The 25,524-nt window shown below is 48.3% G+C and carries 24 protein-coding genes; 17 read left to right on the plus strand and 7 right to left on the minus strand.

From position 1 onward, the window contains the following. Nucleotides 1-41: 41 nt before the first annotated feature. The 4 genes from V4534_01445 to V4534_01460 are packed head-to-tail and all read left to right on the plus strand — an operon-like array spanning nucleotide 42 to nucleotide 3,091. On the plus strand, nucleotides 42-272 hold the full coding sequence (locus V4534_01445) for a helix-hairpin-helix domain-containing protein (protein MES2503519.1): 231 nt from the start codon (nucleotides 42-44) through the stop codon (nucleotides 270-272). 22 nt (nucleotides 273-294) lie between these two features. After that, a complete protein-coding gene (locus V4534_01450) occupies nucleotides 295-1,323 on the plus strand; it encodes a hypothetical protein (protein ID MES2503520.1) in 1,029 nt (342 codons plus the stop codon). Then, a complete protein-coding gene (eno, locus tag V4534_01455) occupies nucleotides 1,320-2,567 on the plus strand; it encodes a phosphopyruvate hydratase (protein MES2503521.1) in 1,248 nt (415 codons plus the stop codon). Before V4534_01450 ends, eno begins: the two co-directional genes overlap by 4 nt. Next, nucleotides 2,564-3,091 (plus strand): hypothetical protein, encoded by a 528-nt coding sequence (locus tag V4534_01460; GenBank protein MES2503522.1) that lies wholly within the window; start codon nucleotides 2,564-2,566, stop codon nucleotides 3,089-3,091. The genes eno and V4534_01460 overlap by 4 nt, the downstream gene beginning before the upstream one ends. Here V4534_01460 and rsmI read toward each other — a convergent pair. Together rsmI and V4534_01470 are read right to left on the minus strand one after the other, a co-directional pair. Beyond that, nucleotides 3,075-3,887, minus strand: coding sequence for a 16S rRNA (cytidine(1402)-2'-O)-methyltransferase (gene rsmI, locus V4534_01465; GenBank protein ID MES2503523.1), 813 nt, complete (start codon nucleotides 3,885-3,887; stop codon nucleotides 3,075-3,077). The genes V4534_01460 and rsmI overlap by 17 nt on opposite strands. 20 nt (nucleotides 3,888-3,907) lie before the next feature. Next, a complete protein-coding gene (locus tag V4534_01470) occupies nucleotides 3,908-4,342 on the minus strand; it encodes a YraN family protein (GenBank protein ID MES2503524.1) in 435 nt (144 codons plus the stop codon). Here V4534_01470 and V4534_01475 point away from each other — a divergent pair. From V4534_01475 to rnc, 4 genes are read left to right on the plus strand one after another with little or no spacing between them, the layout of a single operon-like run. After that, a complete protein-coding gene (locus tag V4534_01475) occupies nucleotides 4,307-5,056 on the plus strand; it encodes a hypothetical protein (GenBank protein MES2503525.1) in 750 nt (249 codons plus the stop codon). The two genes, V4534_01470 and V4534_01475, sit on opposite strands and share 36 nt — an antisense overlap. A gap of 11 nt (nucleotides 5,057-5,067) precedes the next feature. Then, nucleotides 5,068-6,951 carry an ATP-dependent zinc metalloprotease FtsH gene (ftsH, locus tag V4534_01480; GenBank protein ID MES2503526.1) on the plus strand — a complete coding sequence of 628 codons (1,884 nt, stop codon included), beginning with the start codon at nucleotides 5,068-5,070 and terminating at the stop codon, nucleotides 6,949-6,951. Then, nucleotides 6,948-8,273 (plus strand): ribosome biogenesis GTPase Der, encoded by a 1,326-nt coding sequence (gene der, locus V4534_01485; GenBank protein ID MES2503527.1) that lies wholly within the window; start codon nucleotides 6,948-6,950, stop codon nucleotides 8,271-8,273. Before ftsH ends, der begins: the two co-directional genes overlap by 4 nt. Then, complete coding sequence (rnc, locus tag V4534_01490; protein MES2503528.1) at nucleotides 8,260-8,901, plus strand: ribonuclease III; 642 nt, start codon at nucleotides 8,260-8,262, stop codon at nucleotides 8,899-8,901. The genes der and rnc overlap by 14 nt, the downstream gene beginning before the upstream one ends. Here the strand turns inward: rnc and V4534_01495 are convergent. Next, nucleotides 8,894-10,045: a phospholipase gene (locus V4534_01495; protein MES2503529.1), complete on the minus strand. Its 1,152-nt coding sequence runs from the start codon at nucleotides 10,043-10,045 to the stop codon at nucleotides 8,894-8,896. The genes rnc and V4534_01495 overlap by 8 nt on opposite strands. 28 nt (nucleotides 10,046-10,073) lie before the next feature. Here V4534_01495 and V4534_01500 point away from each other — a divergent pair, with 28 nt between their 5' ends. Next, nucleotides 10,074-12,053 carry a hypothetical protein gene (locus V4534_01500; GenBank protein MES2503530.1) on the plus strand — a complete coding sequence of 660 codons (1,980 nt, stop codon included), beginning with the start codon at nucleotides 10,074-10,076 and terminating at the stop codon, nucleotides 12,051-12,053. A 64-nt stretch (nucleotides 12,054-12,117) separates the two neighbouring features. Here the strand turns inward: V4534_01500 and lon are convergent, their stop codons facing one another. Then, entirely contained in the window at nucleotides 12,118-14,535 is a 2,418-nt protein-coding gene (gene lon, locus V4534_01505) for an endopeptidase La (GenBank protein MES2503531.1), read from the minus strand. A gap of 129 nt (nucleotides 14,536-14,664) precedes the next feature. On the opposite strand from lon, the gene V4534_01510 reads away from it, so the two are divergent. Beyond that, nucleotides 14,665-15,285: a matrixin family metalloprotease gene (locus V4534_01510; GenBank protein MES2503532.1), complete on the plus strand. Its 621-nt coding sequence runs from the start codon at nucleotides 14,665-14,667 to the stop codon at nucleotides 15,283-15,285. On the opposite strand, the gene V4534_01515 is transcribed toward V4534_01510, so the two are convergent. Further along, entirely contained in the window at nucleotides 15,224-15,673 is a 450-nt protein-coding gene (locus V4534_01515) for a peroxiredoxin (protein MES2503533.1), read from the minus strand. The genes V4534_01510 and V4534_01515 overlap by 62 nt on opposite strands. Before the next feature lie 12 nt (nucleotides 15,674-15,685). On the opposite strand from V4534_01515, the gene uppP reads away from it, so the two are divergent. Beyond that, the gene (gene uppP, locus V4534_01520; protein MES2503534.1) at nucleotides 15,686-16,495 is read left to right on the plus strand and encodes an undecaprenyl-diphosphatase UppP; all 810 of its coding nucleotides are present in this window, start codon (nucleotides 15,686-15,688) and stop codon (nucleotides 16,493-16,495) included. An 84-nt stretch (nucleotides 16,496-16,579) separates the two neighbouring features. Next, a complete protein-coding gene (locus tag V4534_01525) occupies nucleotides 16,580-16,930 on the plus strand; it encodes a cell division protein ZapA (GenBank protein ID MES2503535.1) in 351 nt (116 codons plus the stop codon). Here the strand turns inward: V4534_01525 and V4534_01530 are convergent. Together V4534_01530 and V4534_01535 are read right to left on the minus strand one after the other, a co-directional pair. Beyond that, nucleotides 16,927-18,108 (minus strand): hypothetical protein, encoded by a 1,182-nt coding sequence (locus tag V4534_01530; protein MES2503536.1) that lies wholly within the window; start codon nucleotides 18,106-18,108, stop codon nucleotides 16,927-16,929. The two genes, V4534_01525 and V4534_01530, sit on opposite strands and share 4 nt — an antisense overlap. 8 nt (nucleotides 18,109-18,116) lie before the next feature. Further along, nucleotides 18,117-19,847: a hypothetical protein gene (locus tag V4534_01535; protein ID MES2503537.1), complete on the minus strand. Its 1,731-nt coding sequence runs from the start codon at nucleotides 19,845-19,847 to the stop codon at nucleotides 18,117-18,119. 2,683 nt (nucleotides 19,848-22,530) lie between these two features. Between V4534_01535 and V4534_01540 the strand changes: the two genes are divergently transcribed. From V4534_01540 to V4534_01560, 5 genes are all read left to right on the plus strand, one after another. Further along, a complete protein-coding gene (locus V4534_01540; GenBank protein ID MES2503538.1) occupies nucleotides 22,531-22,983 on the plus strand; it encodes a 5-formyltetrahydrofolate cyclo-ligase in 453 nt (150 codons plus the stop codon). Between the two features lie 14 nt (nucleotides 22,984-22,997). Next, on the plus strand, nucleotides 22,998-23,498 hold the full coding sequence (locus tag V4534_01545; protein MES2503539.1) for a hypothetical protein: 501 nt from the start codon (nucleotides 22,998-23,000) through the stop codon (nucleotides 23,496-23,498). Between the two features lie 131 nt (nucleotides 23,499-23,629). After that, nucleotides 23,630-23,932 carry a hypothetical protein gene (locus V4534_01550; GenBank protein MES2503540.1) on the plus strand — a complete coding sequence of 101 codons (303 nt, stop codon included), beginning with the start codon at nucleotides 23,630-23,632 and terminating at the stop codon, nucleotides 23,930-23,932. A gap of 33 nt (nucleotides 23,933-23,965) precedes the next feature. Then, nucleotides 23,966-25,114 (plus strand): tyrosine--tRNA ligase, encoded by a 1,149-nt coding sequence (tyrS, locus tag V4534_01555; protein MES2503541.1) that lies wholly within the window; start codon nucleotides 23,966-23,968, stop codon nucleotides 25,112-25,114. Next, nucleotides 25,111-25,524 carry a hotdog fold thioesterase gene (locus V4534_01560; protein MES2503542.1) on the plus strand — a complete coding sequence of 138 codons (414 nt, stop codon included), beginning with the start codon at nucleotides 25,111-25,113 and terminating at the stop codon, nucleotides 25,522-25,524. The genes tyrS and V4534_01560 overlap by 4 nt, the downstream gene beginning before the upstream one ends.

The raw sequence follows: 25,524 nt of genomic DNA on the forward strand, positions 1-25,524 counted from the left end.
TTAGTTGGTTTTTGTTATTAGGGATCTGTAGCCTCTTGTCGATGGAGTCGTTACCAGTTTTACCTCGGAGCATCGAAAATCCAGTCGGTTTAAATGATGCGAAATTAGAAGATTTTATGACAATCCAAAGACTACCGGTGCGGGTGGCTCGCGCGATTTTAGAAAGGCGTGAACGTATAGGCAGGTTTAAACGCTGGGAGGAAGTCGCGGAGATTCGAGGGGTGGGCCCAAAAACTTTAGACAAACTAAAGACGGCGATGAAAATCTTTTAAGCCCGTCGTTTGTTTGACAGGTATGTGGCGTCTTGGAATATTTTTGTTAATCGCGACAACTTTATGGGCAAAGGGTCCATATAAAGTTTCGGTATGCGGCATTTCTCGAAACTCTGAAGAGCTGGAAATGGCGTTAGAGCTGAACGCCAAAGTCCTGGTTCAAAAATGCGGCAGCAAAAATGTCGATGCATCGGTCAAAGTAGGCGCCCAGTCGATTGATGCTTACCGTGCACAAGAGTTGCTTTGGAGCGATAAAAATACCAAAGCTATTTTAAGCGAGAAAAAAGCTAAGCTATTGGTGGCCCGCCTTATCAACAGCTTAACTACTGCGCCAACCCCGAAAGCAATACAGGTCATGCCAGCTGCCGTAGCAAAACGTGTGCTTGTTGAGCCCGTTAAAATTGAGCCTGCCAATGAGGCGGCCATAGAGGCACCTGGGATGTTGCTGGATGAAGTGTTTAGTGAAGAAGGTGCTGACATGTATCGTGCCGAGCAACCTATGAATGCCTGGCAGCTGGAAACTGGAGCGAGTGTTGATCATTGGAATTCTGGCATTGGCACTAAGCCGTATCCAGGATTTCGTATTCGATCGGGTTTTAAAATGCTTAAGCTATGGGCAGTGGAGGGCTCCTTTGCGTTCGGCGCGTCTGCCTTTCAGGTGGATGAACGTGTGATTTGGAATCAGCAGCTTCTGGGTGCATTTTCCATCGCAAGAAATTTCGAGCTAAGCTCTAATCTGCGATTAGGCCCTAGCGCGGGGTATTTTTACTGGGTTTCGATGTCTGAATCGGCTTCGATTCCCAGGTTTAATCATCATGATTTACTCTTGGGCGGTGCGATGACTTATGAGATGCGGGCGCCACATTTGGAGTGGTTTACGACGTTGCATTTTTTACCTGTGAATTTGGGCGTCAGTGGGCAGTTGGGTCTTCGATATCATTTTGCTCCCAATTGGTACGCTAGCATCGGCGGGCAGGTGGTTGGCCTTTGGGCTAAAACAGTTGAAGGGTCTTTCCTAACGGCCTCGGTGGGTCTAGGTTGCTCTTTATGAGCGCCGAAATTAAAGATGTTAGAGCCAGAGAAATTCTGGACAGCCGGGGTCAACCCACGGTTCATGTTGACGTATGGTTGGAAGACGAGTCCCGCGGCTCTTTTTCTGTCCCTTCGGGCGCTTCTACCGGTGAGCATGAGGCCATTGAGCTGCGTGATGGCGACGCAGCGCGCTACTTTGGCAAAGGCGTTTTGAATGCTGTCTCGAATGTGAATAATATCATTCGCTCGGCCTTAATTGGAGAGCCGGCAGACGATCAGCGAAGTGTGGACGACACGCTGCTGAATCTGGATGGCACGCCCAATAAATCGCACCTTGGGGCAAACGCTATTTTAGGCGTATCGATGGCAGCGGCCCGGGCGGCAGCGGTTTCTAAAAAGATGCCTTTCTATCGCTATCTGTCTGAAGGTAGTAGCCTGAGTATGCCTATACCCATGATGAACATCCTAAACGGCGGGGCGCATGCGGACAATGGTTTAGATATTCAAGAATTCATGATGGTGCCCCATGGCTTTTCGAAATTTAGCGAGTCTTTAAGAGCAGGGGCCGAAGTTTTCCATAAGCTTAAATCCATTTTGAAAAAAGCTGATTTGGTGACCGCGGTGGGCGATGAAGGCGGTTTTGCCCCTCGTTTGAACTCAACACGGCAAGCGCTAGATTTAATCTTGGAAGCTATCGCTCAGGCGGGTTATCAAGCTGGCACACAAATTTCGCTCGCGCTTGATGTTGCTGCCAGCGAGTTTTACGATGCTTCTAAGCAAAATTACCAATTTAAAGATACTGGACTGGTCGATAGCAGCCGATTGATTCAATTTTGGAAAGAGCTGACGGAAAGCTATCCTATTCTCAGCATTGAAGATGGCCTTGACCAAAACGATTGGGCCGGTTGGCAATCGCTCACAAGCACTTTGGGCCAACAGGTTCAATTGGTCGGGGACGATCTTTTCGTCACGAATCCAGCGTTCATCCAAAAAGGCATTAGTAGCAAAGCGGCCAACGCCGTTTTAATTAAGCTAAACCAGATTGGAACTCTCAGTGAAACGATGAGCGCGATTCACATGGCGCAAAAAGCAGGCTATAAGCATGTGGTGTCACATCGTTCTGGTGAGACTGAGGATACTAGCATTGCAGATTTGGCTGTGGCCACGAGCGCGGCCTTCATCAAGACGGGCTCTTTGTGCCGTAGTGAGCGAATTGCGAAGTATAACCGCTTATTAGAAATAGAAGAGGAGCTAACCAAATGAAGAGATTTTTGATTTTAGGCCTATTGGCCACCCAGCTTTCTGCATATGAATATCAGCCAGGTGAATGGTTGATGCGCGGTGTTCTTGGGAATTCCATTTATTTTATCCAAGACTCATCCACGGGGATCGGCGATAATATTGTTGCTGGCATTGAAGTAGAAACCATGTTGGATCGCAACTGGAGCGTGGGCGGAGCGTTTAAACCTACCTTCGCAAATAATCGTCTTGCGTTAGGGCTGGGCGCTTCGGCTAAGTATCGTTTTGTCAATAAAGACAACCCGCTAATTCCATTCGTGAGTTTGGGCTTAGCGCCTTCGTTGATGATTCCGACCATCGGAGATGGTGCCAGGGTTCACTTCAACTTAGGAATCCGGCCTACTGCAGGTTTTGAGTATTTCGTGACCAGAGATTTGGCGCTTGGTCTTGAAACCGCCATGACTCCAAGTTTCTTGTTTGGTAAAGGTACTACGAACGTCATGGAAGCATCGATCGAAGTGCTCGTTGGCGCTACTTGGCGTTTATAAGTTTTTGATAGGCGTCTTTGACGCTGATCCCAAGGTCTTTAGCTAATTTTTTGGCTGAAGCTTTATGACCGATGGCAGGTGCTGCTGGTTCGGCGTTTTCGGCGACAGGGGCTCCTGCTTCTGCAGGCGCTTCTATGACGATTACCATCTCGCCTTTTTCTACTAAAGGCGGTGTTAGCGCACTTCCTAAAATGCCGCGGTGAAAGGTTTCGAACTGTTTGGTGAGCTCACGAGCGATGACCACCGGTTGTGGGCCCAAGAGTTCATACAATTCGTGAAGCGTCTCGGTAATGCGATGCGGCGATTCAAAAATTACTGGCGCGAGGCCTGTTTGATAGGATTGTTTAATCAGTCTGACTCGTTCTCGACCTTTTTTGGGCAAAAAACCTAAAAATGCGAAGCGGGTGGTCATGAGGCCTGCGCCCATCAAGGCGGCAATGACCGCGCTTGGACCGGGGATAACTTCCAGTTTATATCCCGCCCCAATCACCGCTTGGATAAGCCTGCCGCCTGGGTCGCTGACGGCTGGTGCGCCGGCGTCCGAAATTAAAGACACGTCAAGGCCTGCAGCGAGCATTTCTAGAAGAGCGGGAATGCGGTCTTTTTCTTTGGCAGGTGGGCAAGCAACCAGTTTGGTTTTGGTCAAATCGACACCGATTACTGCAAGCAACTTTCTACTGTGCAGCGTGTTCTCAGCAAAAATCACCGCCGAGTTTTTAAGGGCCGTGCCTGCTCTGGGAGATAAATCGGATAGGTTTCCGATAGGGGTTGCGATAATACTGAAAAGGCCTGCCATTTAAGCATGCGTAACATTAATCAATAACTTTGCCATGGGTTGCCGCTTCGCCTTCTGGGCTCGATCCGCATTTCAAAAGCGTTTTTGATGAGGCTCATGCGTTGATCGGGTCCGTAGCCGATGACACCAATGACATCAAAGCGACATATTGGAATATTTCGGTAGTATTTTTTTTGAAGATAAAAGGTTGATGCCCTGATTAACTTTGTTTGTTTATCTGCGCGAATGCTTGCTTTTGGATCGGAATGTTTCGCATGTTCACGACTTCGCACTTCCACAAAACAAAGTACTGGGCCGTCTTGGGCAATGATATCGATTTCACCCATTTTGCATCTGAAATTGCGGTCCAAAATTCGGTATCCCTTTGACAAAAGCAGCTGACAGGCGCTTTCTTCAGCAGCATGTCCCGCCACCAGTTTATGATTCGATTCGGCTACTTTGGTCAATTTTTCCATGGTCTTCAACCTCAACGCGATGTCCCCACCGCGGGCGGTGCGCTTTACGATCATATTAGCGAAGCTGCTGAAATGGCGCCCAAGGCTTTATGTTTTGCAGCACGAACCGATAAAGGCGTTCATGCTGAACACAATATTGCGACTTTCTGGTTTAAAGGGCCTTTTGATGGAGAGGCATTTTTAGAGAGGCTCCATGCAACGACGCCTCCAGGCTTAAAAAACATTGAGGGCTTTGCAGTAGATCAAAAAGTTCACGCACGTGGCAACTCAACAGGAAAGCACTACCGTTATACTCTGAATGGCGTAGATGCCGACACCAGTTGGCAGATTGAGCCTGAGTTAAATCTCGCCTACATGGAAGAAGCCTTAACTTATATTAAAGGAACGCATGATTTTTCATCTTTCAGAGCTTCTGGTTGTACAGCTGGTACAACGGTTAAGACGCTTTTTGATGCAAAGTTGGTTAAAAGCCAAGTGTTTCCAGGGGAAATTTATATTGAGCTTCACGGAGATGCGTTTTTGCGCCAAATGATTCGTATTTTGGTCGGCCTGCTTGCGGAAATCGGGACAGGACTTCGAAAACCTAAAGATATTCAGTCAATATTAGAAGCGAAAAACAGACAAGCTGCAGGCATTACCGCACCGCCCGGGGGGCTTACATTGGTTAGTGTGGATTTTGTGACACCAATAGACACCAAGGCGTTTTACGTGTAACTCTACCCCTTGTGAAGCAATATCAAAAAACATTGTTGATTTGGTTGGTATTTGGGCTCTTTATCGTCAGCGTCTGGAGCTTTTTTGGTCAAAAGGCGGTTCACACCGTGGAGAAGCCTTTCTCTGACATCATGGCTGCGCTTGAAAAAGGCGATGTGAAAGATGTGGTGGTGACCGGTTCCGAATTTGCTGGTGAGTTTAAAGACGGCACGCATTTTCGTTCGACCGGTGAACGCAATGACACCGTCATGAATGTGCTGAACAAAGCGAACCAGCAATTTCAGACCCAATACAAATTCGAACGTGAAGATGCCGGTGGTTTCTGGTTCTTTGTGGCTCAATGGCTTCCGATGATTTTAATCATGGGCGTGTTGTTCTTCTTTATGCGCCAAATGCAGATGGGCGGCGGCAAGGCTTTTTCCTTTGGCAAAAGTCGCGCTCGCATGTTGCCTGAAAGTGACGGCAAGATTACTTTTGATAGCGTTGCTGGCGTTGATGAATGCAAGCAAGAGCTCGAAGAAATCGTTCAGTTTTTGAAAGACCCTAAGCGCTTTACCAAACTGGGTGGCCGTATTCCTAAAGGTGTGTTGCTGATGGGTCCTCCGGGCACCGGTAAAACCCTCTTGGCTCGTGCCATTGCTGGTGAAGCAGGCGTACCGTTTTTCAGCATTGCAGGATCTGACTTCGTTGAAATGTTCGTAGGCGTGGGTGCAAGCCGCGTGCGCGATCTGTTTGAACAAGGCAAACGCAATGCGCCTTGTATCGTGTTTATTGATGAAATCGATGCCGTGGGTAGACAACGTGGCACAGGCATGGGCGGCGGTCATGATGAGCGTGAGCAAACCCTGAATCAACTTTTGGTTGAGATGGACGGATTTGCGCCAAATGAAGGCGTGATTATTATTGCTGCCACTAACAGGCCCGATGTTTTGGACCCTGCGATTTTAAGACCCGGGCGTTTCGACAGACGCGTCGTGGTGCCAAGACCTGATTTATTAGGTCGCGAAGCGATTTTCAGAGTTCACACCAAAAAAGTGCCCTTAAGCCCCGATGTGAACATCGAAGTGTTGGCGCGGTCTACGCCAGGCATGAGTGGCGCGGACATTGAAAACTTGGTGAATGAATCCGCTTTGATTGCCGCTAGAGCAAATCAAGAAGCCGTTTTGATGTACGATTTTGAAATGGCCCGTGAAAAAATCATGATGGGGCCAGAGCGACGCGCGATGGTGATGTCGTCCAAAGAAATCGAAAATACCGCTTATCATGAAGCAGGGCACGCTTTGGTATCGATTTTAATCGGCACGGAAGTTGACCCAGTTCATAAAGTGACGATCATTCCGCGCGGCAGAGCTTTGGGCGTGACCATGCAGTTGCCAATAGAAGACCGCTACTCCATGACCAAGACTTACGCAGAAAACCAAATCGCCATTTTGATGGGTGGCCGTATTGCCGAAGAGTTGACCTTCGGAGAGCTCACCAGCGGTGCTGGCAATGACTTTCAAAAGGCGAACGAGATTGCACGCAATATGGTGTGCGAGTGGGGTATGTCCACTGAAATGGGCCCATTGGTTTATGGACGCAAAGAAGGCGAAGTGTTTTTGGGCAGAGACTTCAGCCAATCGCCCGATTATTCAGAACAAACGGCTCAGGAAATTGATTCTGAAGTACGCCGCATTATTATGGCTCAGTATCACCGCGCTCGCGGCTTATTGGAAAAGCATATCGAAGCGCTCAAAAATGTTGCCCGAGGCCTTCTTGATTATGAAACTTTGGATGGCAGTGAAATCAAGCGCATTTTGGCTGGTGAAACGATGAGCCGCGAAAAGCCTTTGACGAAAATTAAGACAAGAGAAGCTTTGGATATCGAGCGTCAGGGTAGGGTGTTGCCAGCGTGACTTTGACCCTTTCCCTTATCGGTAGGCCCAATGTGGGCAAAAGCTCCCTCTTTAATCGCTTAGTAGGTCGACGGGCCAGTTTGGTTCATGATGAGCCAGGCCTGACCAGAGACCGCATTTACGGCGATGCTTCGTTTGATGAACGTGAATTCTTATTAATCGATACTGGTGGTCTTGAACTTGAATCAAGCGAAGGCTTGATGCCTTTTATCAAGCGCCAAGCTGACATTGCCATTGAAGAATCAGACATTATTTTGTTTCTGGTAGACGGTCGCGCAGGTCTATTGCCTGCCGATCGCGAAATCGCCCAGCTGCTTCGTCGAAGCAAAAAACCTGTTTACTTAGTGGTCAATAAAACTGAAACCACGGCTGCTCAGCAGTCGGCGCCTGAGTTTTATGGCTTAGGCTTCGAAAACGTGTTTCCTGTTTCGGCTGCGCATGGTCTTGGACTAAACGATCTGTTTGAAACTTTATTCGCCGCTTTCCCGCTGCCGCCTGAAGAAATAGTGGCTGAAGAAGAAGGTGCTGAACCTATTTTGCCATTGGCGATTATCGGTCGTCCTAACGCCGGTAAATCTAGTTTCATGAACAAGCTGCTCGGTGAAGAGCGTTTCTTGGTGTCTCCAGAAGCTGGTACCACCATGGATGCCGTGGATGAAGAAATCGGTTATGCCGGTCATCGATATCGCTTGATTGATACCGCTGGGATTAGGCGTAAGCGCAGCATTTCTAAAGATACGGAAAAGATGGCTGTTTCGGCAAGTCTTGGCGGCCTCGATCGCTCGCAGGTTGCTTTGATGCTGATTGACGCTACTGCCGGCCTCACTGAACAAGATTTAAAAGTCGCTTCGTTTATTCACAAGAAGGCCAAAGCCGTGGTTATTGTGGTGAATAAGTGGGATTTAGCCAAAGACAAAGAGCTCAAAGCAGAACCTTTCGCGCAACACATACGCGATAAGATGCCGTTTTTAGCGGACGCACCGATTAAGTTCGTTTCAGCGCTTACGGGCTCCAGAGTGTTCGATGTTCTGGAGACGGCATGGGAAGTTTTTGAAGCCTACACGCAGCGCGTGCCAACCTCTCAGGTGAACCGCATGTTGGAGCGCGCTGTAGCGGCTCATGCGCCTCCGATTGTGCGAGGTAAACGGCTTAAGTTCTATTACGGCACCCAAGTTTCTGTGGCGCCACCAACTTTCTTGTTCACCATGAACGAGAAAGAAGAGCTTCATTTTTCTTATGAAAGATTTTTAATCAATCGCATTCGAGAAGAGTTTGGGTTTAAGGGCTCACCCATCCGGTTGGTGTTCCGTGCTCGATCTTAAGTTTAACGACCCTGCTTTATTAGAGCAGGCGTTAACGCACCGCAGCTTTCCCGGTGCTTCAGCTCAAAATGAACGACTTGAGTTTTTGGGCGACTCTGTTTTGGGGTTTGTGGCGGCTAAAAATCTCTATGAGCGATTTCCTAAGGCTTCGGAAGGTGTATTGACCCAACTTAGGGCGCTATATGTTTGCCAAGCCAATCTAGCAGCGGCAGCTTCGAGGCTAGATTTGGGCCGTTCGCTGAGAGCTGCCAAAGCGATGAAACTTTCTGGGGCTGTGCAACAAGCGTCGGTGTTATCGGATGTTGTGGAAGCAATTATTGGCGCAGTGTATCTCGATCAAGGTTTCGAAGCCGCTGAGGCATTTGTGCTTAGAACTCTGGGGCCTTTGCCAGATAAGCTTGACGCTCCGATCAAAAGTCCAAAGACAGAGCTTCAAGAACTCATTCAAGGCAAATATTCGTTAGCGCCTATTTATGAAACCATCTCTGTTTCAGGGCCGGCTCACACGCCGGTTTTTAAAGTGCGCGTGCTCATCAACAATCTGGAAGTTGCTACCGGTGAAGGCAGCAATAAGAAAGAAGCATCCGAGCAGGCGGCTAAAAACGCACTGGCGACCTTAGTCAGTTAATCGCTACGCTTCGGATCCATGCTCTGGTGTGTACTCCGAAATTTTGCATTAACTTTGTTAGGTCTAGATTATCTGACATATCGTGTGACTGACTGGTTAAGTTATTTCGGACGTATGAATGTGTATAGCGCAATGATTCAGGTGCCTTTTGCTGCAAGGCTTGCCCCAGCGGGCTCACCCTCCCTGCAAAGATTTGCAGCATTTCTTCATGAGCTTTGTGTTCTAAAGCCAAATGTTCGTCGCTTGCTCGAGTCACTAAATGATTTTTCGGCCCTTCAATGCCGAGTTTGTCTAAGATGCCATAAGCAATTAACCTGGCGGTATTAACGCCAGGTAGCAGCGTTGCATGGTAAGGCTGCGTCAAATCTTGGATATAGTGCGCCCCCCAGCCGGCAAAACGCCAACCCCAATAAGGATGCCCCGTTTGAAATGCAAAGCGTGACAGCGTGTAATACATATGGATCCGATACTCAGGATAAGTGCGCAGAAGGCTCGGCGCAACTTGATACATCAAAGACCATTCGTGAAAAAATCCCATATGAAAAGGCGCTTGGCTTGAAAACTCCAATTTGGGATTGCCAAAAGGCTGGGGTCCAAATTGGTAGCTTTGCGCATAGGGCGTGCCGCTATCTGCCCATAGACCTAGGTCTAGGCCATAATCTGGCTCATCGACGGCCGAGATAAATACTTGAGCCGCCTTAACACCGTTTTTTTTGCTTAGCGGCGCGAAGCGGCGATTTGATTTAGATAACGAGTTAGGTACCAGTGAAATACGGTCGATGGGCACGAGCGCTTTGCTTGAAACTTCATTCGGCAAAATCTGACGATATAGCTCTAACGGGACTGAAGGATTCACCCTAATGGTCATTAAAAAGAGATTTTTGAGTGTCTGGCCGTCTGAGGCCTCGTCGGTGAATCGAAGAGGCTCTGGGCGTGCAGGGTAGCCTGAAACATGTTGCCTTGCCCATCGCTCTTCCTCGTTCAGCACGGCCAACAATCCAGAAGCTTGTGCTTTCAAAAAACTTTCTAAAGGCTCCGGCATGACGTTTGCATTTAGCTCGGGCATCTTTTGAATCGCCAGGGCTGTCGGTAACGCGTGATTTTCCCAAGCCAGCAACTCTACACATAGGAGCACAGGAATCATCGCAATGATCTTCCTGTTAATAGGGGCTATGGCATTAAAAATTTGGCACCTCGGCTGGGCAATGGTTTTGTTAAGTATCTCCTGTAGCAACGCGAAGGTTGCGCAAAAACCCGAAAATAGTTTTAGCTATAGCCTGGCATCGGTCTCAAACCACGCATTGGATCCATTGTCGGAGCAGGAGCTGCAAACCGCGGTGACTATTTTGAAGACCGCCGGTTATTTGGGCGATGGTTGGTATCTACAAACGCTTAGTAATGCCGAGCCCGAAAAGATTGATGGTGTTTATCCAGCCTACGACGCTGCTTCAAGAAAAGCCTATGCAGTTGTTTTACATCATGCGCGCAATGAACGTTATGAATTGCTGGTCGATTTGGCGTCAGGCGCGATTGCTAAAAAGACACCGATAAAAGGCCAACCTCCGGTCATGGATGTCGAATATGGCATTGTTGAGACCGCCATCAAAAACCACCCCGAGTGGCAGCAAGCTATGACCGCACGCGGTATTATAAATTGGGACGATGTCTACGTCGATACCTGGGGGCCAGGCGATTTGACTGGCGTTAATGTGGACACGGCCCATCGAATCTTGCGCTCGAGCTTTTATTTACAGGAAGATAGCAGCAATCCTTATGCTAGACCAATCGAAGGCGTCGCGACGATTTATGATGCGACCATTGGTCAAATAGTTAAAGTAATTGATATGGGAATACAGCCAATATCCAAAAATAAAAGGAGTTTTCCGTATAACAAGATGGTCGACAAGCCGCGAGCACTGGATTGCTTGCCGGATCAGTTTCCCTTTATTGTTAAAGATAATCACGAAGTACACTGGAAGAACTGGCGCTTCAAATTTCAGCTTCATCCGCGTGAAGGACTCGTTCTTTATGAAGTCGGTCTAATGGAAAACGGCCGATTTCGACCGATTTTAGATAGAGCCTCTCTGTCTGAAATGGTTGTGCCTTACTCCGATCCTGGGACCAATTGGTATTGGCGAGCTGCCTTTGACGAAGGAGATTACGGACTCGGTATTTATGCGAATCCATTAGTGCCAGACGTACATTATCCGCCAGGTGGCCAGGTTTTTGACGCGACTTTCGTGGACAACGAAGGCAACCTAGATAAACGCGCCAATGTGGTAGCGATTTACGAACGCAGCGCCGGATTGTTATGGTCTCATTGGAACGCTGACGCCAAGCATATGTATGCGCGCAGTTCTAAAGAACTGGTAGTTTCTGTCGTGTTCACCATTGGTAATTACGATTACGGTCTGAATTGGATTTTCAAAGAAAATGGCGCCATCAGTGTTCAGGCTATTTTGACCGGCATTTTGCTCACCAAAGGGCATCAACAAAATGAATGCGGTCGTTGCAAAACTTTGAACCGGGCTGACCAATTTGGCATGTTAATCGACCAAAACCTGATTGCTACCGCGCACCAGCATTTCTTCAACTTCAGATTAGATTTTGCAGTGGATGGACCAAAAAATAGCATTGCTGAAATTGCGCTCGACAGCGCTGGCGAAGATATGGCGAACCCTTACGGCAATGTGTTTCTGATTAATGAGCTGCAGCTAAAGACCGAAAAAGAAGCGCTCAGAAACCCTGATGGTCGCCGCGCAAAACATTGGTGGATTTATAACCCCAATCAAAAGAGCGAGCTTGGGCATTATGCAGGGTATATGCTTGATCCTGGCGAGGCCGGCGGCTATTTTGGCGCACCTGACTCGATGGTATTAAAAGCGGCGCCGTTTTTAAACCACGCGCTGCATGTGACAGAGTATCGCCCAGAAGAAATGCATGCCGCTGGGGATTTCCCGAGTCAGAATGAAGGCGAAGGTTTGCCGACTTGGGTAAATGCCCGCAATGAGTCGATTGTGAATAAGGATTTGGTGGTGTGGTACACCTTAGGCGTAACGCATTTGCCGGTCTTAGAAGACTGGCCAATTATGCCAAGGCATCAAGCTGGATTTACGTTGAAGCCGATGAACTTTTTAAACGAAGCGCCTTAACCCTCTCCCGATTTTGACAAGTCAAAATCTCCCTCTCCCACTTGCGTGAGAGAGGGTAGAACACCTACGCTTCGGGTTGAGCGATAATTTGGACTTTGGATTCTTTTTCTTTGTCTTTCTCTTTAGCCAGCACGAATGCCAGGACTTCTTCGACTTTCTTCACGAAAATAAACTTGATATCCGATTTAACGTTCGCAGGAATATCCACCAAGTCTTTCTCGCATCTGGCGGGCATAATGATGTTCTTAATGCCAGCACGGTGAGCCGCCAGAACTTTTTCTTTGATGCCACCCACAGGCAACACCAAACCGCGCAGAGTGACTTCCCCAGTCATGGCTGTGTCCGAGCGAGTCTTCCTGCCTGTCAGGAGGGAGATAAGCGCGGTGATAATCGTTACACCAGCTGATGGGCCATCTTTAGGAATTGCGCCAGCGGGGAAGTGCACGTGAACGTCTGTTTTCTCGAGAAAATGTTCATCGATTTTGCCAGCCAAGCCGAAATCCATGGCGTGGCTTCTGATCCAGCTGAGCGCCGTTTGAGCGGACTCTTTCATTACATCGCCCAATTGGCCGGTTAAGATGAGCGAGCCTTTACCGCCCATGCGGCTTGCTTCGATAAACAATAAATCCCCGCCAGCAGCGGTCCAGGCAAGACCTGTGGCCACACCGGGGACGGAAGTTCTTTCGGCGATTTCGTTGTAGTACTTCTCAGCGCCCAGGATCTTCTCCAGCTTTTCGCCAGTGATGACTTGTTTATCCACGTCTTTGTTGCCGACTACCTCCACAGCAACGGAGCGGCAAACAGCGGCAATTTCCCGCTCTAAGTTACGCACGCCCGCTTCACGGGTGTAATTCATGGCGATTTGTAGGATGGTCTTTTCGGGAATTTCGATCTTGTCTGTCGAAATGCCGTGCTCCAGCATTTGCTTGGGGATTAGATGCGTTCTAGCAATCGCTAGCTTTTCTTCGAAGGTATAGCCAGGTAGCTCGATGACTTCCATGCGGTCTTTTAAAGCCGCAGGAATGGGCTCGCCCTGGTTAGCCGTCGCGATGAATAGCACCTTCGATAGATCGAAGGGTACGTCTAAGTAGTGGTCGCTGAACGTATTATTCTGTTCGGGGTCTAGCACTTCGAGCAGAGCCGATGCCGGGTCACCTCTGAAGTCGTGACCTAGCTTGTCGATTTCATCGAGCAGAAATACCGGATTGTTCGTACCGGCCTTTTTCATGCCTTGGACGATGCGGCCGGGGAGGGCGCCAATGTAGGTACGGCGGTGGCCCCTGATTTCGGCCTCGTCTCTCACGCCGCCTAAGGAGATTCGGTGGAACTTGCGGCCCAAAGCTGTCGCAATGGAGCGACCCAAGGAAGTTTTACCGACGCCTGGAGGGCCGATGAAGCAAAGGATCGGGCCTTTCATGTCGTTTTTGAGCTTGCGGACGGCTAGATACTCGATAATGCGCTTTTTGATTTTATCGAGGCCGTAATGGTCCGCATCGAGCGTCGCTCTGGCGTGCTCTAAATCGAGATTGTCTTTGCTGCTTTTCTTCCAAGGAAGCTCGGCAAGCCATTCAAGATATGTTCTGGCAACGGTGTACTCAGCTTGATTGGGCTGCATGTTGCGCATGCGTTTAAGTTCGCGCTTCGAAGCTTTTTCGGCGTCTTCTGGCAGTTCAGCGGCTTTTAGGCGCTTTTCCAGCTCTTCGAGGCCAGACTCGTCATCTTCTTTGTCGCCCAATTCTTCTTTAATGGCTTTGAGCTGTTGGCGTAAATAATATTCACGCTGGGTCTTGCTCATTTCGCCTTTAACTTGGGAGTTAATCTTATTTGAAAGCTTAAGGACTTCGAATTGGCGATTGAGCAGCTCCAACACTTTGGTTAGGCGCTTAGGCAATACCACAGCTTCTAGGACTTCTTGTTTTTCTTCGATGGTGGCGTCGATGTTGGCGGTGATGAGGTCTGCTAAGTGCCCTGGCGCCGTGATAGAGTCGAGCAGTTGCTTAGCCATCACTGGGATTTCGGGAAGCAAATCAATGACTTCACGCGCGGTATTACGAAGGTTTAATGACAGCGCTTCGATTTCAACATCAGAAGTGCCTTCATCGGGCAGGGGGGTGATTTTGGCAGTGAAAAATGGCTCATGCTGGGTGTATTCTTCGATGCGAAAGCGCGCGAGACCTTCTACGACAATGTTAAAGCCATCTTTACCTGTACGCGCCAATTTGATGATGCGGGCCACAGTGCCGATGGTGTAGAGATCGTCCGAAGTCGGGTCGTCGATTTCTGGAGCGCGCTGCGTGACGATTCCCAAAAGGCTTTTTTCTTGGGTTGCTTCTTCGATCAACCGGATGGTTTTGTTGCGCCCAATGGTGAGCGGCATGACCGCCCCGGGAAAAAACACACTATTTCTTAAAGGTAAAATAGGAAGTTCAGTCGGCAAAGAGATGACTTTGGGGCCTTCAGGCCCTACTTTTGGAGACGTCATGGAGAAAGATTATAATGGCAGGTGAGAATAAGGCAAGCTCAACAATTGTTTTAGTTTTCAATGGCATTCTCAAGGCGATGGATTTTATTCCTCGTTTTACTCCAATTTAGACCCGGCTTTGCTTATCAATTGAAGCAACTGTATTGGGATATGAATGTCATTGAGCTGTCTTATACGCAGCATCAAATTGAAAAGCCTTTAAAAGAAGCCATGGCTCTTTGGAATGCGGTGCCCTGTAATGCGTTTAAGCTTCGCATTCAGCAAAATAGCCATCACCATGTCTCCATCAAAAAACGGGGCGATTGGCCGCACGAGCCCAATGCCTTAGGAATGACCATCTACACTTATATAGGCGTTCCTGCATTTATTGAAAATATTCAAATCGAGATAAACCATGCCGGCAGGCCTTGGTCGGCTACGGATTATCGAAACGTATTAGCCCACGAGTTAGGTCATGCCTTGGGTTTGGATCATTCGGCAGATGAGAACTCAATCATGAACGCTTTTGGCCGCTTAGGCCTAGGCGACCGGGAGTTAAGCGCCGATGATATCGCCGGGGTATGTGCGTTAGCGCCGCAAAAGCGTCAGGGAAAAGGCTCGGGATTGAAACAAACCCGAACCTCGCATGAAACAGGTTGTCAGCAGACCAAAGCATCCACTGACTACGCGCTATTCGCAGCACTGATGCTTATTCTGCGGGCAGTTGTTGGACGGCGCGCAAAGCCTCGTCGATATGTCGATGCGGCATAAGTTGAGATGAAAAAGCCAGTCTAATAATGCCGTCGCGGTCAATCACAAAGGTCGCTCGATCTTTTATCAGCCCAAAAAGCTTAGCCTTTAACCCATACTGTTTGGCGACAGCGCCATTCGTGTCAGCAAGCAAAGGGAAGGGCAGATTGTGCTTTGCACCGAAATCTTGATGAGATGCTTCAGAATCGCTGCTGATGCCTAAAATTTCTGCCTGGTATGCCTTAAAGCCCACATAGTTGTCCCTGAATGAGCAGGCTTCTGCCGTGCAACCAGACGTATTATCTTTTGGGTAGAAAAACAAAACGACTGTTTTTTTTCCTAGAAAGGAACTAAGCTGGACAAGATTTCCTTTGGAATCGTTTAAGGCGAAGTTAGGCGCTTTAGTCATGGGTTTAAGCATATGGATTTGATTAGGGCCTCAATTTTAGGCATTGTGCAAGGCTTAACAGAATATTTGCCAGTGTCCTCGAGCGCGCACCTTGCTTTGGTGCCAAAAATACTGGGTTGGGATATCCCAGAAAACGAAGCGGTTGTTTTTAATATTTTGGTACAGATGGGAACGCTCGTGGGCGTAGTCTCTTATTTTGCTAAAGATTTAAAAGCGATTGCCCACGCAATGATTAAAGATATGCTGGCTGGTCAGCCATTTAAAACCGCTGATTCGCGTATGGGATGGTACTTGGGCGTCGCGACAATACCGGCGGGCGTTGCCGGTCTTTTGGTGAAGCCATATATTAAGGAATGGTTTCATTCCACGCGAATGATTTTCGCATTTCTTTTGGTAACCGCCGCAATTCTCTGCGTTGGCGAGCTTTTAGCCCGGGGTAAAAGAACTCAGATTCGGCTAGTCGACGCAATCTTAATAGGCTGCGCTCAAATACTTGCTTTAATGCCAGGCATTAGCCGATCCGGCTCGACCATCTCTATGGGCGTGGCGCTACAGCTCTCGAAGGCGGCTGCAGCGCGGTTTTCTTTTTTGATGTCGATTCCAGTGATGCTCGGCGCGGGTATATTGGCTTCGCGCGATTTGGTGGCGGCACCGCAGATCCTGCACGAGATGCTGGCACCAATTCTTGTGGGTGCATTGGTGGCCGGCGTCGTCGGATATTTGGTGATTGGCTGGTTCTTGAAATTTCTTACAGAACACAGTCTGCTGTGGTTTGCCGCATATTGTGGGCTGGTGGGCATTACCGGACTGGCGTTGTGCTGATTGTCCCATAATCAATATTATGTAAACCAGATAAGTGATTTGACTACCTTGTTTTTATGCACTCGCCCGTGATAGCTTAACAGAATGAGCGTTATGAGTAATAATAGCGGCAAACGCAAAGTCGAAGTTTCATTATTGGGACAGCGTTTTCAATTGCGTTCCGACAAGTCTGACGAATACCTACAAGGCCTGGCAAATTTTGTCGCCACGAAATTGGAAGAGATCCGCAAAGCGTCTAGAATCGCTTCGTCGCATCATATTGGCATGTTGCTATCCCTTAACTTGGCCGACCAGTTGTTTGAAAAAGAACAAGAGCTGGAGCGCTTAAAAAACAGCTTGGAATCCAGAGCTGAAGAAGCTCTAAGAGAAGTTCAAAATGTTTTAGCGATGCTTCCTGAAAGCGCGCCAACCGAAGTTCGGGATGACGAAGTTTAACGTTCCTTACACACGATTCCATACTGCTGAGTGGCATCGACAGGAATCTGAACTTCGGGCTTAAATGGCTGTGTTTTTTTACTACCACAGTTATTAGAAAGACATTTAAATTCTCCGGTATAAGTACCTATAAGAAAATCGGTCCAGCACGTTATCATCCATTCAAAGCCAGTTATACTAGTAGGACGGCAGGCAGCGTTTCCGGTTGGACCATAAACATAGTTGTTCGGCTTTGGATTAGACGTCGAATCACCTGGTGCGAAAAACACTACTGACTGATACGCTTTTCCTATGCAAGGCGACAGGTCAACGGAGTCAAAATATGCGATAGCCCCCAAGCTGCTGTTACTGAGCGACGACCAAGCATTGGTATTGCTAGACGCGGCTTGGTCCCCCCGCGCTGAAGGAGTAGATGGATCATAAGAACCGTTAACCTGCCAGTTAGTTGTTGTCGTCTCGAGGTCGCAGAGGGGGTCCCCTTGCCCAGGTATCCAATAAGATGCAGCAGGCTTATCACCCTGTGTACTGCCCATGCCAGTCCACATGATGGTAGCGTTAGCATGTTTCTGGCCTGTACGGATGGATGGAATTTCCAGCGGTTTTATCTGGTTGGAGTGTTTGTCAGTAATACTACCTGCAAACCCAATCCCATTCGGTGCAATATAGTTCTTGCTTCCTGTGTCTGTAAATAAACTCAATCGATTTTGTCCCGAACTACTTAAAGTGGCAGTGTTATCCGGCATTGCAAGTATTAATGCCGTCCACGCCGCAACATTTCTCATACTTGGGATCTGTGATTGCTGCGCTTGGCTCATACACCAATCATCTAATGATGCGTAGCCTTTGGCCATGATGTTATAGATGTAATCTTGGGTATCGGTGCATACACCTGCCGAGCATAGAGCCGACACTCCTGGTCTAATCGGATCCGTGGCAAACCAATAATATTGTTTGATAGACGAAGGTTGTTTCGCACATAGGCTGTTCTGGCAGCTGTTGTAGGGCGCAGGACAATCTGCAGCAGCGTTACAGAATCCATCTAACTTGATTTGAAGGTTCTCGCCAATGCAAACGTGGGCTGCGTCACCGACGCATTTGACTGCCAATGTCTCCCTATCTTCGTTGCCAGAACAACTTATTAAGAACATGGTGAATGATGCCAGTTGCCAAGTTTTCATAGATTTTCCTAATATGTGCATACTCCAGTTGAAGGTTGATTCGCGCAGGGTATTTGGTTGGTCCAAGCTGGATTGCTCGTGTTCTTGGAACATTGGCCCGAATGAGCGGGGTCAGGGATCGCACAATAGTTCGGGAAGGCTATGGTGCTTGTAGGTGAACAGCAGTTGAATCCCCCCGGCAGGTGAGGAACTAAAGTTTGATAGGCTCCAAGAAAAGGCTTAGGCGGAAATTCGACGCCTGCAAAATCTCTTTGGTAAGTAAAAGAAGAAGCTGCTACTGAGTTGCCAGGTATGCCCATATTTGAAAAAGGTGTGCAACTAAGGAAAGCAGGTTCCTCACAATCGACAAACTCTCTCGAAGCCGCACAGAAATTCAATGCACCCGACGAATCACCGACTGCGTTTGTATTAAAAGTAATCGAACCAATAGTAGCCATTATAGGCGTTCCACATAATTCGCCCCCAGAGCAAAGGCCTTGAGGACTATTACCTGAGGTTCCCGTATTGTTCTCATACGCAATCGTTGGACAAATATCCAAGAAAGTATATTTTTCTGAATTGAAAGGCGCAAACATATTTGCGGAGCTATACTGGGCATTGGCATTTATCGTTCCTACGGGATTAAGCGGGGCTCGGTTTCCTGCCCATTCAAGTAGAGGAGCGTCGCTGGAATTGGAATTGACAGGATATAGACCGGTGTTATCTCTAAAAAGGCTATTTGCAATGATGTTGTTGCTGCCACCATCATAAATCGCACCTCCACCTTGATTGTAGGCTGCGTTTTTTCTAAAAGTTAAATTGCCAAGCGTGCTATTAGACGCACCTAGCCACACGCCTCCCCCAGCATTACTAGCCCAATTGCCTGTAAATATAGAACTAATGATATTCACGGGCATTGTCGTGTAAACTCCCCCGCCATTCGAATAGGCGTAGTTACTATTGAATTTTGAGGCGTAAATATTTAGCTGAGCAGCAGGGGTCGTATTTGCTATGGCTATGGCACCTCCGCTGGTAGATTGCCAGGGAGAGAATGTTCCGGTGCACACATTCTTCGCCGAGCAAGTTGTGTTTGGCAAACAGTCAGAGGATGATATGCAAGTAGTGGGTTGTGCAGGTGTCCCAGTGCACAGCCCTCCGCCAGTTGGGCATGTCATTCCAAAACGGCAAGTTCCGCCGGATGTACAGATAGGCGGCAGTGGACTGGTTATGCTAATTCCGTTTCCAAAGAAAATTACATTTTCAATCGTACTGGGAGACCCGGCTGCAGAAACATGGCTGATACCGCCCCCCTGCTCCGTTGCCGTATTCATAGTAAGAATGGAATGTTTCAGATTCATAACACCAGAGTTTTTGATGCCGCCACCGTCCTGCGAGGTGTTACGCGAAATATAGAGGTTTCTCAAATTTACTGTGGCATCGCTGTTAATCACTATGGCACCACCATTACAGTTTAGTACCTGGAAACCATCAAGAGTTGCTTGGGAACCAGCGGGTTGTGCAAAGACGAATGCGCTAGTTGAACCGCTGAATATTGTGCCACTAGTACCCTGCAGTCCTAATGGAGTTTGTGCAGTTAGCTTGGGATCAACCCGGTCATAAATTGATGCTTCAGTTCCAGCAAAACCACCATAAATTCCGACTGAATTTGTTACAGTAAACGCCGAGGTGACGGCAGTAAATGAACCTTCGCTGTATTTTACCCAGATTCCCAAGCCGTTGGGACACTGAGTTGGAGTCACTTTCGGTGAATCACTCCAACTATTGATTTGACAGGATGATGATGTTGGCGAGCAACTTTGGCCTACAGGGCAGAGTTCGGTGGGGGAACACGACAGCGAGGAACCTGAAACTGCTATTGTTTTAAGTTTCGCTAGAGCTGTACCTAAGCCCGATGCTGGCCAGTATGGCGTGTTATCGTTGGCCGGTAGAACGCATTGCGTTTGGCAGTCGGTGGCACAGTGACCATTATTGCCATTACCAGCACCTTCGTTATTGGGAATACAGGAGGACTTTACAGAACTATAGCTCCAGCTATTAGGGCAATTTTTCGGTGTAGAAGCTGAAATTTGACCTTCATCGCAAACTTCGCTACCAGTTTTATACCCATCACCGCATCCTTTGGCGATACAGTTCCCATTGGCGCAAATGCTGCTCGCTCCGCAACTGCCATTTGATCCGCAGGAACAACTGCCTTTAGTGCATGTTTCGCTCCCTAGACAATAATTGGCTGTATTTCCGCAAGCATTTAAACATTGTCCACTAAAACAAGCCTGTCCCGCGGCACAGGCAGTTCCACAGGTGCCATCGCCCCCGTTTGCTAAACACATGGAATCAATGCAGGCGCCTCCGCATTCAACGCCCCCGCACAAAAATGGCTTTATGCATTGACCAGATGAAGAACAAGTATCGCCGAGGGCACAAGAGACACCTGCGCATTTACAAGCGCCTGACAGGCATGGATTGCCCGTTCCGCAGGACGGACCAGATCCGCACTTACATTGAGCCGCGTCACCGGAGCCCGTACATGTTTCACCGCTATTGCAACCGGAACCATTGTTACCGCATTGGCATTGCCCAGAGGCAGAGCATGTTTGCCCGTCTGTGCAAGCCGGATTTAACCCGCACATACAGGCAGAATTCTTACAATGTTCATTGGCGCCACAAATCGTATTTCCACATGGATCCGGATCCGGAACGCAGAAACCATTGCTTGAGCACTTTGTGAATCCCGGAGAGGTACAATTCGCGTCGCCTGTACATGTGGGATAGGTGCAAAACCCATTTACAGAGCATTGTTGGCCTCCGAGGCAGCCAATATTATTCACACACGTTTTATTGCAAATGCTATTGTTACAGGAAAAGCCTGTGTCGCAGTCTGCCGTTTGGCTACATGCTTGTTCGCAATATCCTTCGCTGCCGGGATTGACGCATGTATTTCCTGCGGTGAGATATCTGGAGTTGCATTCTGCGTCGCTTATACAGGTCCTTTGACAGTTGCCTGTTATCGGACTGCATATGTTTGGCAGAGCACATTGCTTCTGTGAACCAGGAGTTGAGCAAGCCTGACCTTCTGTCAGTATGGTTTGAAACTCACTGCGCGATAAAATGTTTGTTGGAGTTTCAACATTTGAACAGGCGCCAAAGATAGATAAAATACATAGGAATGGTAAATGTTTCATCTTTTTTCTCAAAATCCACACACGCTTGCCGGGTTACAAGACGGACCGTTTGCGCACTGGGCCAGATCACACTTTTGACCACAGTATCCGCTTACAAATTTCCCTGAATTATTGGGATTAAACGCACAGTACTGGCTATTGGAGCAAGCACCTTGGAGCGGATTTTCTTTGGTCCCGTGCCCAGTACATCCTACTTCGCAAGCATTGACTTCGTTGCCATCTAGCCACGAAGTATAATTCAAGCACCCGTTTCGCTTGGTATCTTGAGAGGGGCAAGTATTGCTGCCACTGCAAGTCGCTACGCAGGTAGCGCTTACGGGACTGCAAGCAAGACCTGTGCCGCAACCCGAAGTTAAGCTATCGCATGGCAAGCCGCAGGCGCCACTGATGACGTCACAACGTGTGCGCTTACCATGACCACTGCAATCGTTATCGCTTGAGCAAGGGGTTTGACAGATACCTTCGGCGCATTGCAGGGGTAGTCTGCATGTTTGGCTACAGGGCTGCTCACAAGTGCCTGTCGTACCAGCATAGCCTAAAGAATAGCATAGAGCTCGAGTCGAATCGACGCAGGTGCCGCTCGCCATGTTGCACTTTGCCACGCAAGTATTGGTGGAAGCGCTACAGCCATATGATACGGGCGTTGCGGGCAGAGACTGCAAGCTAGCAAGCGAGCTACAGTCTGAATCTTGTCCACACCCAACTTCACAGGTTTGCGTGACGGGATCTGATTTCAATTGATATCCCGTACAACCGGATGCCATGGAAAACTTACAAAATCCATTTGAAGGGCTGAAATTTGCCGGGCATCCAGAGCTCACCGGTATGGCGCAGTAGCCTTGCGGCAGAATGCATGTTGCTGTTATCGAGTTTGGTAAATTCAGACGTTGGCATAGATTAGATGCTGGCGCACAGCTCGGCTCACAGGCGCCAGAGATTGGACTACATACTTCACCGGCCGGACACTTGCCCGTTGCAGAACATATGGTCCTACACTGGCCGGCCTGTGAACCGCTGGGAAAGGTGAAATCACATTTTTCCCCTGAGGGACATGTGTCTTGTTGATTACAAGCTACCTCAGCGGACGGACCCGCAGTCTCTGGTTCGGCTTTTTTGCTACAAGATAAAAGCAGCGCGGCCGAAATCAGAATCAACGCTCTTTGGATAAAAAGGGCCATGATGGATAGTAAAGCAGGTGCCTATCTAAATGCAAAAGTTACTGAATTTCGAGTATGTTACAAGCATGACGAAGCTTAAACTTCGGTTCGAAATCTTGTCCCGTCTGCGCGTTTTGAAGCCAGATATTTTCACTCAGGCTGGCTTTAAATTAGCCGAATATCTAAGGCCACACTCTGAAGAGCCAATCGCTATATTTAGGAGTTTTTCTGACGAAATTGATACGAAGTTGGTTGTAAGCCATTTCCCCCACGTATTGCTACCGGACAAAGATCCGTATGTTTACGCGCAAAATATTCTAGATGCAGGCGTTAAGTATGTCTATGTGCCAGGGTTAGCATTTGACGACAAATGCCACCGTTTGGGCCGCGGAAAAGGTTATTACGACCGGGTGATTTCCCTGCTCCGGCAAACGGCACATTGCCCTCAACTAATAGGTTTATGCTTGAAATTTCAGTTGGTGGCTAGTGTGCCTACAGAAGCTCATGACCAATCGGTGGACAAAGTTATCAGCTTCTGAAAGACCGTAACACCATGTCGCCAATCCAACTTTTTAGGACGTTGATAGTGTTCGCACTTCTTTCTATGCCGGCGATTGCACAGCGAGGTTGGCCAATATTAACGATGGCTCCAGCGGCAGGAGCGGTCGTTTTCTCTGCGGTTGCTTTAAATAATTATGTACAAGACGCCAAAGATCCAAAAAGTGCGAACAGTACGAATGCTCTTTACAAACCATCAGTTGTTCCGCTGCACACCGGGCTGCGTGCTGCTACTGTTGGCCTTAACAGCATGGTCGTTGCTGGTTTAGTGCCGGTAATAGCCCTCGCACGCAAGGTAGAATATGAGTGCGCTCGTAAGATTTTGCTTACGATTGAGACTAGTTTAGGTTTTTTGGGAATTCTGTTGTTCGTTCGAACTTTCGACTACAATAACCCAAATGCTGGGGATATAGGCGCGTTGACTATGGCAGGCTGCACTTTGATAGCAAATCTCGGGTACGTCGGTTCCTGTGCATTTCAATGCTGCGTGCTGTAAAAGCCGACTGAATGCAAGGCGGGCTGATGGAATAATTGTTAAAGTGGTCGTTGTTGCTTGCCTCTACGGGGAGCTGTTACATGTCATTTATCCATTTTCCCAGAATAATAGTGATATTAACGCTTATCACTATGCCGGTTATTGCGCAGGGTGGAAGGCAATTGAATGAAGAACTCCCAATGGCCTTAGTCTTCAATTTGGGCGCGGCTTATTTGACCTTCCGTATAAGACCCGCATGTTGTGCTTATTTTGTGTCGGCAGGTGTGGCAATAATAGCCGCTGCTTCAGACGACAAGCGAATTAAGACATTTGCGCCTTTGTTGGTTGTCTTGCCCACCATAGGGTTTATAACGGCCATCCAAAAGGGAGTCGATGTGGGTGTGCTTCCGACTGTGTGGGCTATGCTGTTATATTGGCGTTTGGCAGAAAAGTAGGCAAAACCCTGAATTTACGGTAAGACTCGGCTTATGTTTATTAGTCCTGAAATGGAAGCTGAGTTTAAACAAAAACTTTCTAAAAATAGACCTTTAATCATCAAGGCAGGCTTTGACCCAACAGCGCCGGACTTGCATCTAGGGCATACGGTTTTGCTGACAGCCATGAGGCGCTTTCAGGATGATGGGCACCGGGTTGTATTCCTCATCGGTGATTTTACGACGCGCATTGGTGACCCTACCGGTAAGAATGTTACGCGTCCACCCTTAAGCGAAGAAGACATCTTAGCCAACACCAAAACTTATGAACGCCAAGTTTTCAAAATCTTGGACCCGCAAAAAACGGAAGTTAGGTTTAACTCCGAATGGTTCATGGACATGCGGGTCAGTGATTTTATTAAAATCGCCGCTAAGTATTCTGTGGCTCGCATGATTGAACGCGATGATTTCAGCAAACGCCTCGAAGAAGGCCGTCCGATTAGCATGCACGAGATATTGTATCCCCTGCTCCAGGGTTATGATTCGGTTGCCTTAAAAGCCGATGTTGAGTTGGGTGGACAAGACCAATTATTTAACTTGTTGGTAGGTAGAGATTTGATGCGTCACTACGGTCAAGAGCCGCAGGTGGTGATGACTTTCCCATTGCTGGAAGGTTTAGACGGTCATGATAAAATGTCTAAATCTTTGGGCAACTATATCGGTGTTGAAGAAGAGCCCGGCTCTCAGTTCGGCAAATTGATGAGCATTTCTGACACGCTCATGTGGCGCTATTTTGAGCTTTTGTCATTAAAGCCCAAGTCTGATATTGAGGCGCTCAAATCTGCTCACCCTAAAGACGCTAAGATTGCTTTGGCGATGGAGATCGTAACCCGCTTTCATGGCGAGCCAGCTGCCCAGGAAGCCCTACAACAATTTAACAGCTTATTTGGCAGCGGCAAACGCAGCGATATCCCCGAAGATGCGCCGACTTTTAAATTTGATGCGGCGCTCACGCTGATGCAGGCGATTGCAGGCGCAGAACTTGTGCCTTCTAATGCTGAGGCTAAACGTTTGTTGAAGCAAGGCAGTGTATCGTTAAATGGCGAGCGTGAGGAAGATGGTCAGTTATCATTGACTGCCGGCTCGTATACTCTACGAGTCGGTAAAACCAGATGGGCTAAAATTGAAGTAGGATCGTTATGACCAATATCGAGGCTTTGCGTAGTCTTTCACCGTTTAACAACTGGATGAAACTGCAGATGGAAGCTTTGGAGCCAGGATTTGCGAAGATTCGGCTGCCTTGGTCGGACTCTCTTATTGGTGATCCAACCGTCCCGCGCATTCATGGCGGCATTTTGGCGAGCTTAATTGACGCTACCGGCGGTGCGGCTTGTATGAGCAAATTGGGCCCGGAAGACAGTATTAGCACCATTGATTTGCAGGTTAATTACATTGAACCGGGTTCGCCAGGTGATTTTGTATGCGATGCGCATGTGGTGCGCGTCGGGGGACGAATCGGCGTGGCGAGAATGGAAGTGTATTCGTTGGGCAGTAATAATGAGCCTAAGTTAGTTACCGTAGGTACTGGCACTTATAATTTAATCCGACGATAA

Source organism: Myxococcota bacterium (genome assembly GCA_040387835.1).
In the GTDB taxonomy this organism is placed as follows: domain Bacteria; phylum Myxococcota; class UBA727; order UBA727; family JABDBI01; genus JAZKCZ01.

Bases quoted from the DNA above. Each gene is read 5' to 3' on its own strand.
- V4534_01445 (MES2503519.1), top strand. From the start codon at position 42: ATGGAGTCGTTACCAGTTTTACCTCGGAGCATCGAAAATCCAGTCGGT.
- V4534_01450 (MES2503520.1), top strand. From the start codon at position 295: ATGTGGCGTCTTGGAATATTTTTGTTAATCGCGACAACTTTATGGGCA.
- eno (MES2503521.1), top strand. From the start codon at position 1,320: ATGAGCGCCGAAATTAAAGATGTTAGAGCCAGAGAAATTCTGGACAGC.
- V4534_01460 (MES2503522.1), top strand. From the start codon at position 2,564: ATGAAGAGATTTTTGATTTTAGGCCTATTGGCCACCCAGCTTTCTGCA.
- rsmI (MES2503523.1), bottom strand. From the start codon at position 3,887: ATGGCAGGCCTTTTCAGTATTATCGCAACCCCTATCGGAAACCTATCC.
- V4534_01475 (MES2503525.1), top strand. From the start codon at position 4,307: ATGATTCGATTCGGCTACTTTGGTCAATTTTTCCATGGTCTTCAACCT.
- V4534_01470 (MES2503524.1), bottom strand. From the start codon at position 4,342: ATGGAAAAATTGACCAAAGTAGCCGAATCGAATCATAAACTGGTGGCG.
- V4534_01495 (MES2503529.1), bottom strand. From the start codon at position 10,045: ATGATTCCTGTGCTCCTATGTGTAGAGTTGCTGGCTTGGGAAAATCAC.
- V4534_01500 (MES2503530.1), top strand. From the start codon at position 10,074: ATGGCATTAAAAATTTGGCACCTCGGCTGGGCAATGGTTTTGTTAAGT.
- lon (MES2503531.1), bottom strand. From the start codon at position 14,535: ATGACGTCTCCAAAAGTAGGGCCTGAAGGCCCCAAAGTCATCTCTTTG.
- V4534_01515 (MES2503533.1), bottom strand. From the start codon at position 15,673: ATGACTAAAGCGCCTAACTTCGCCTTAAACGATTCCAAAGGAAATCTT.
- uppP (MES2503534.1), top strand. From the start codon at position 15,686: ATGGATTTGATTAGGGCCTCAATTTTAGGCATTGTGCAAGGCTTAACA.
- V4534_01525 (MES2503535.1), top strand. From the start codon at position 16,580: ATGAGCGTTATGAGTAATAATAGCGGCAAACGCAAAGTCGAAGTTTCA.
- V4534_01530 (MES2503536.1), bottom strand. From the start codon at position 18,108: ATGAAAACTTGGCAACTGGCATCATTCACCATGTTCTTAATAAGTTGT.
- V4534_01540 (MES2503538.1), top strand. From the start codon at position 22,531: ATGACGAAGCTTAAACTTCGGTTCGAAATCTTGTCCCGTCTGCGCGTT.
- V4534_01545 (MES2503539.1), top strand. From the start codon at position 22,998: ATGTCGCCAATCCAACTTTTTAGGACGTTGATAGTGTTCGCACTTCTT.
- V4534_01550 (MES2503540.1), top strand. From the start codon at position 23,630: ATGCCGGTTATTGCGCAGGGTGGAAGGCAATTGAATGAAGAACTCCCA.
- tyrS (MES2503541.1), top strand. From the start codon at position 23,966: ATGTTTATTAGTCCTGAAATGGAAGCTGAGTTTAAACAAAAACTTTCT.
- V4534_01560 (MES2503542.1), top strand. From the start codon at position 25,111: ATGACCAATATCGAGGCTTTGCGTAGTCTTTCACCGTTTAACAACTGG.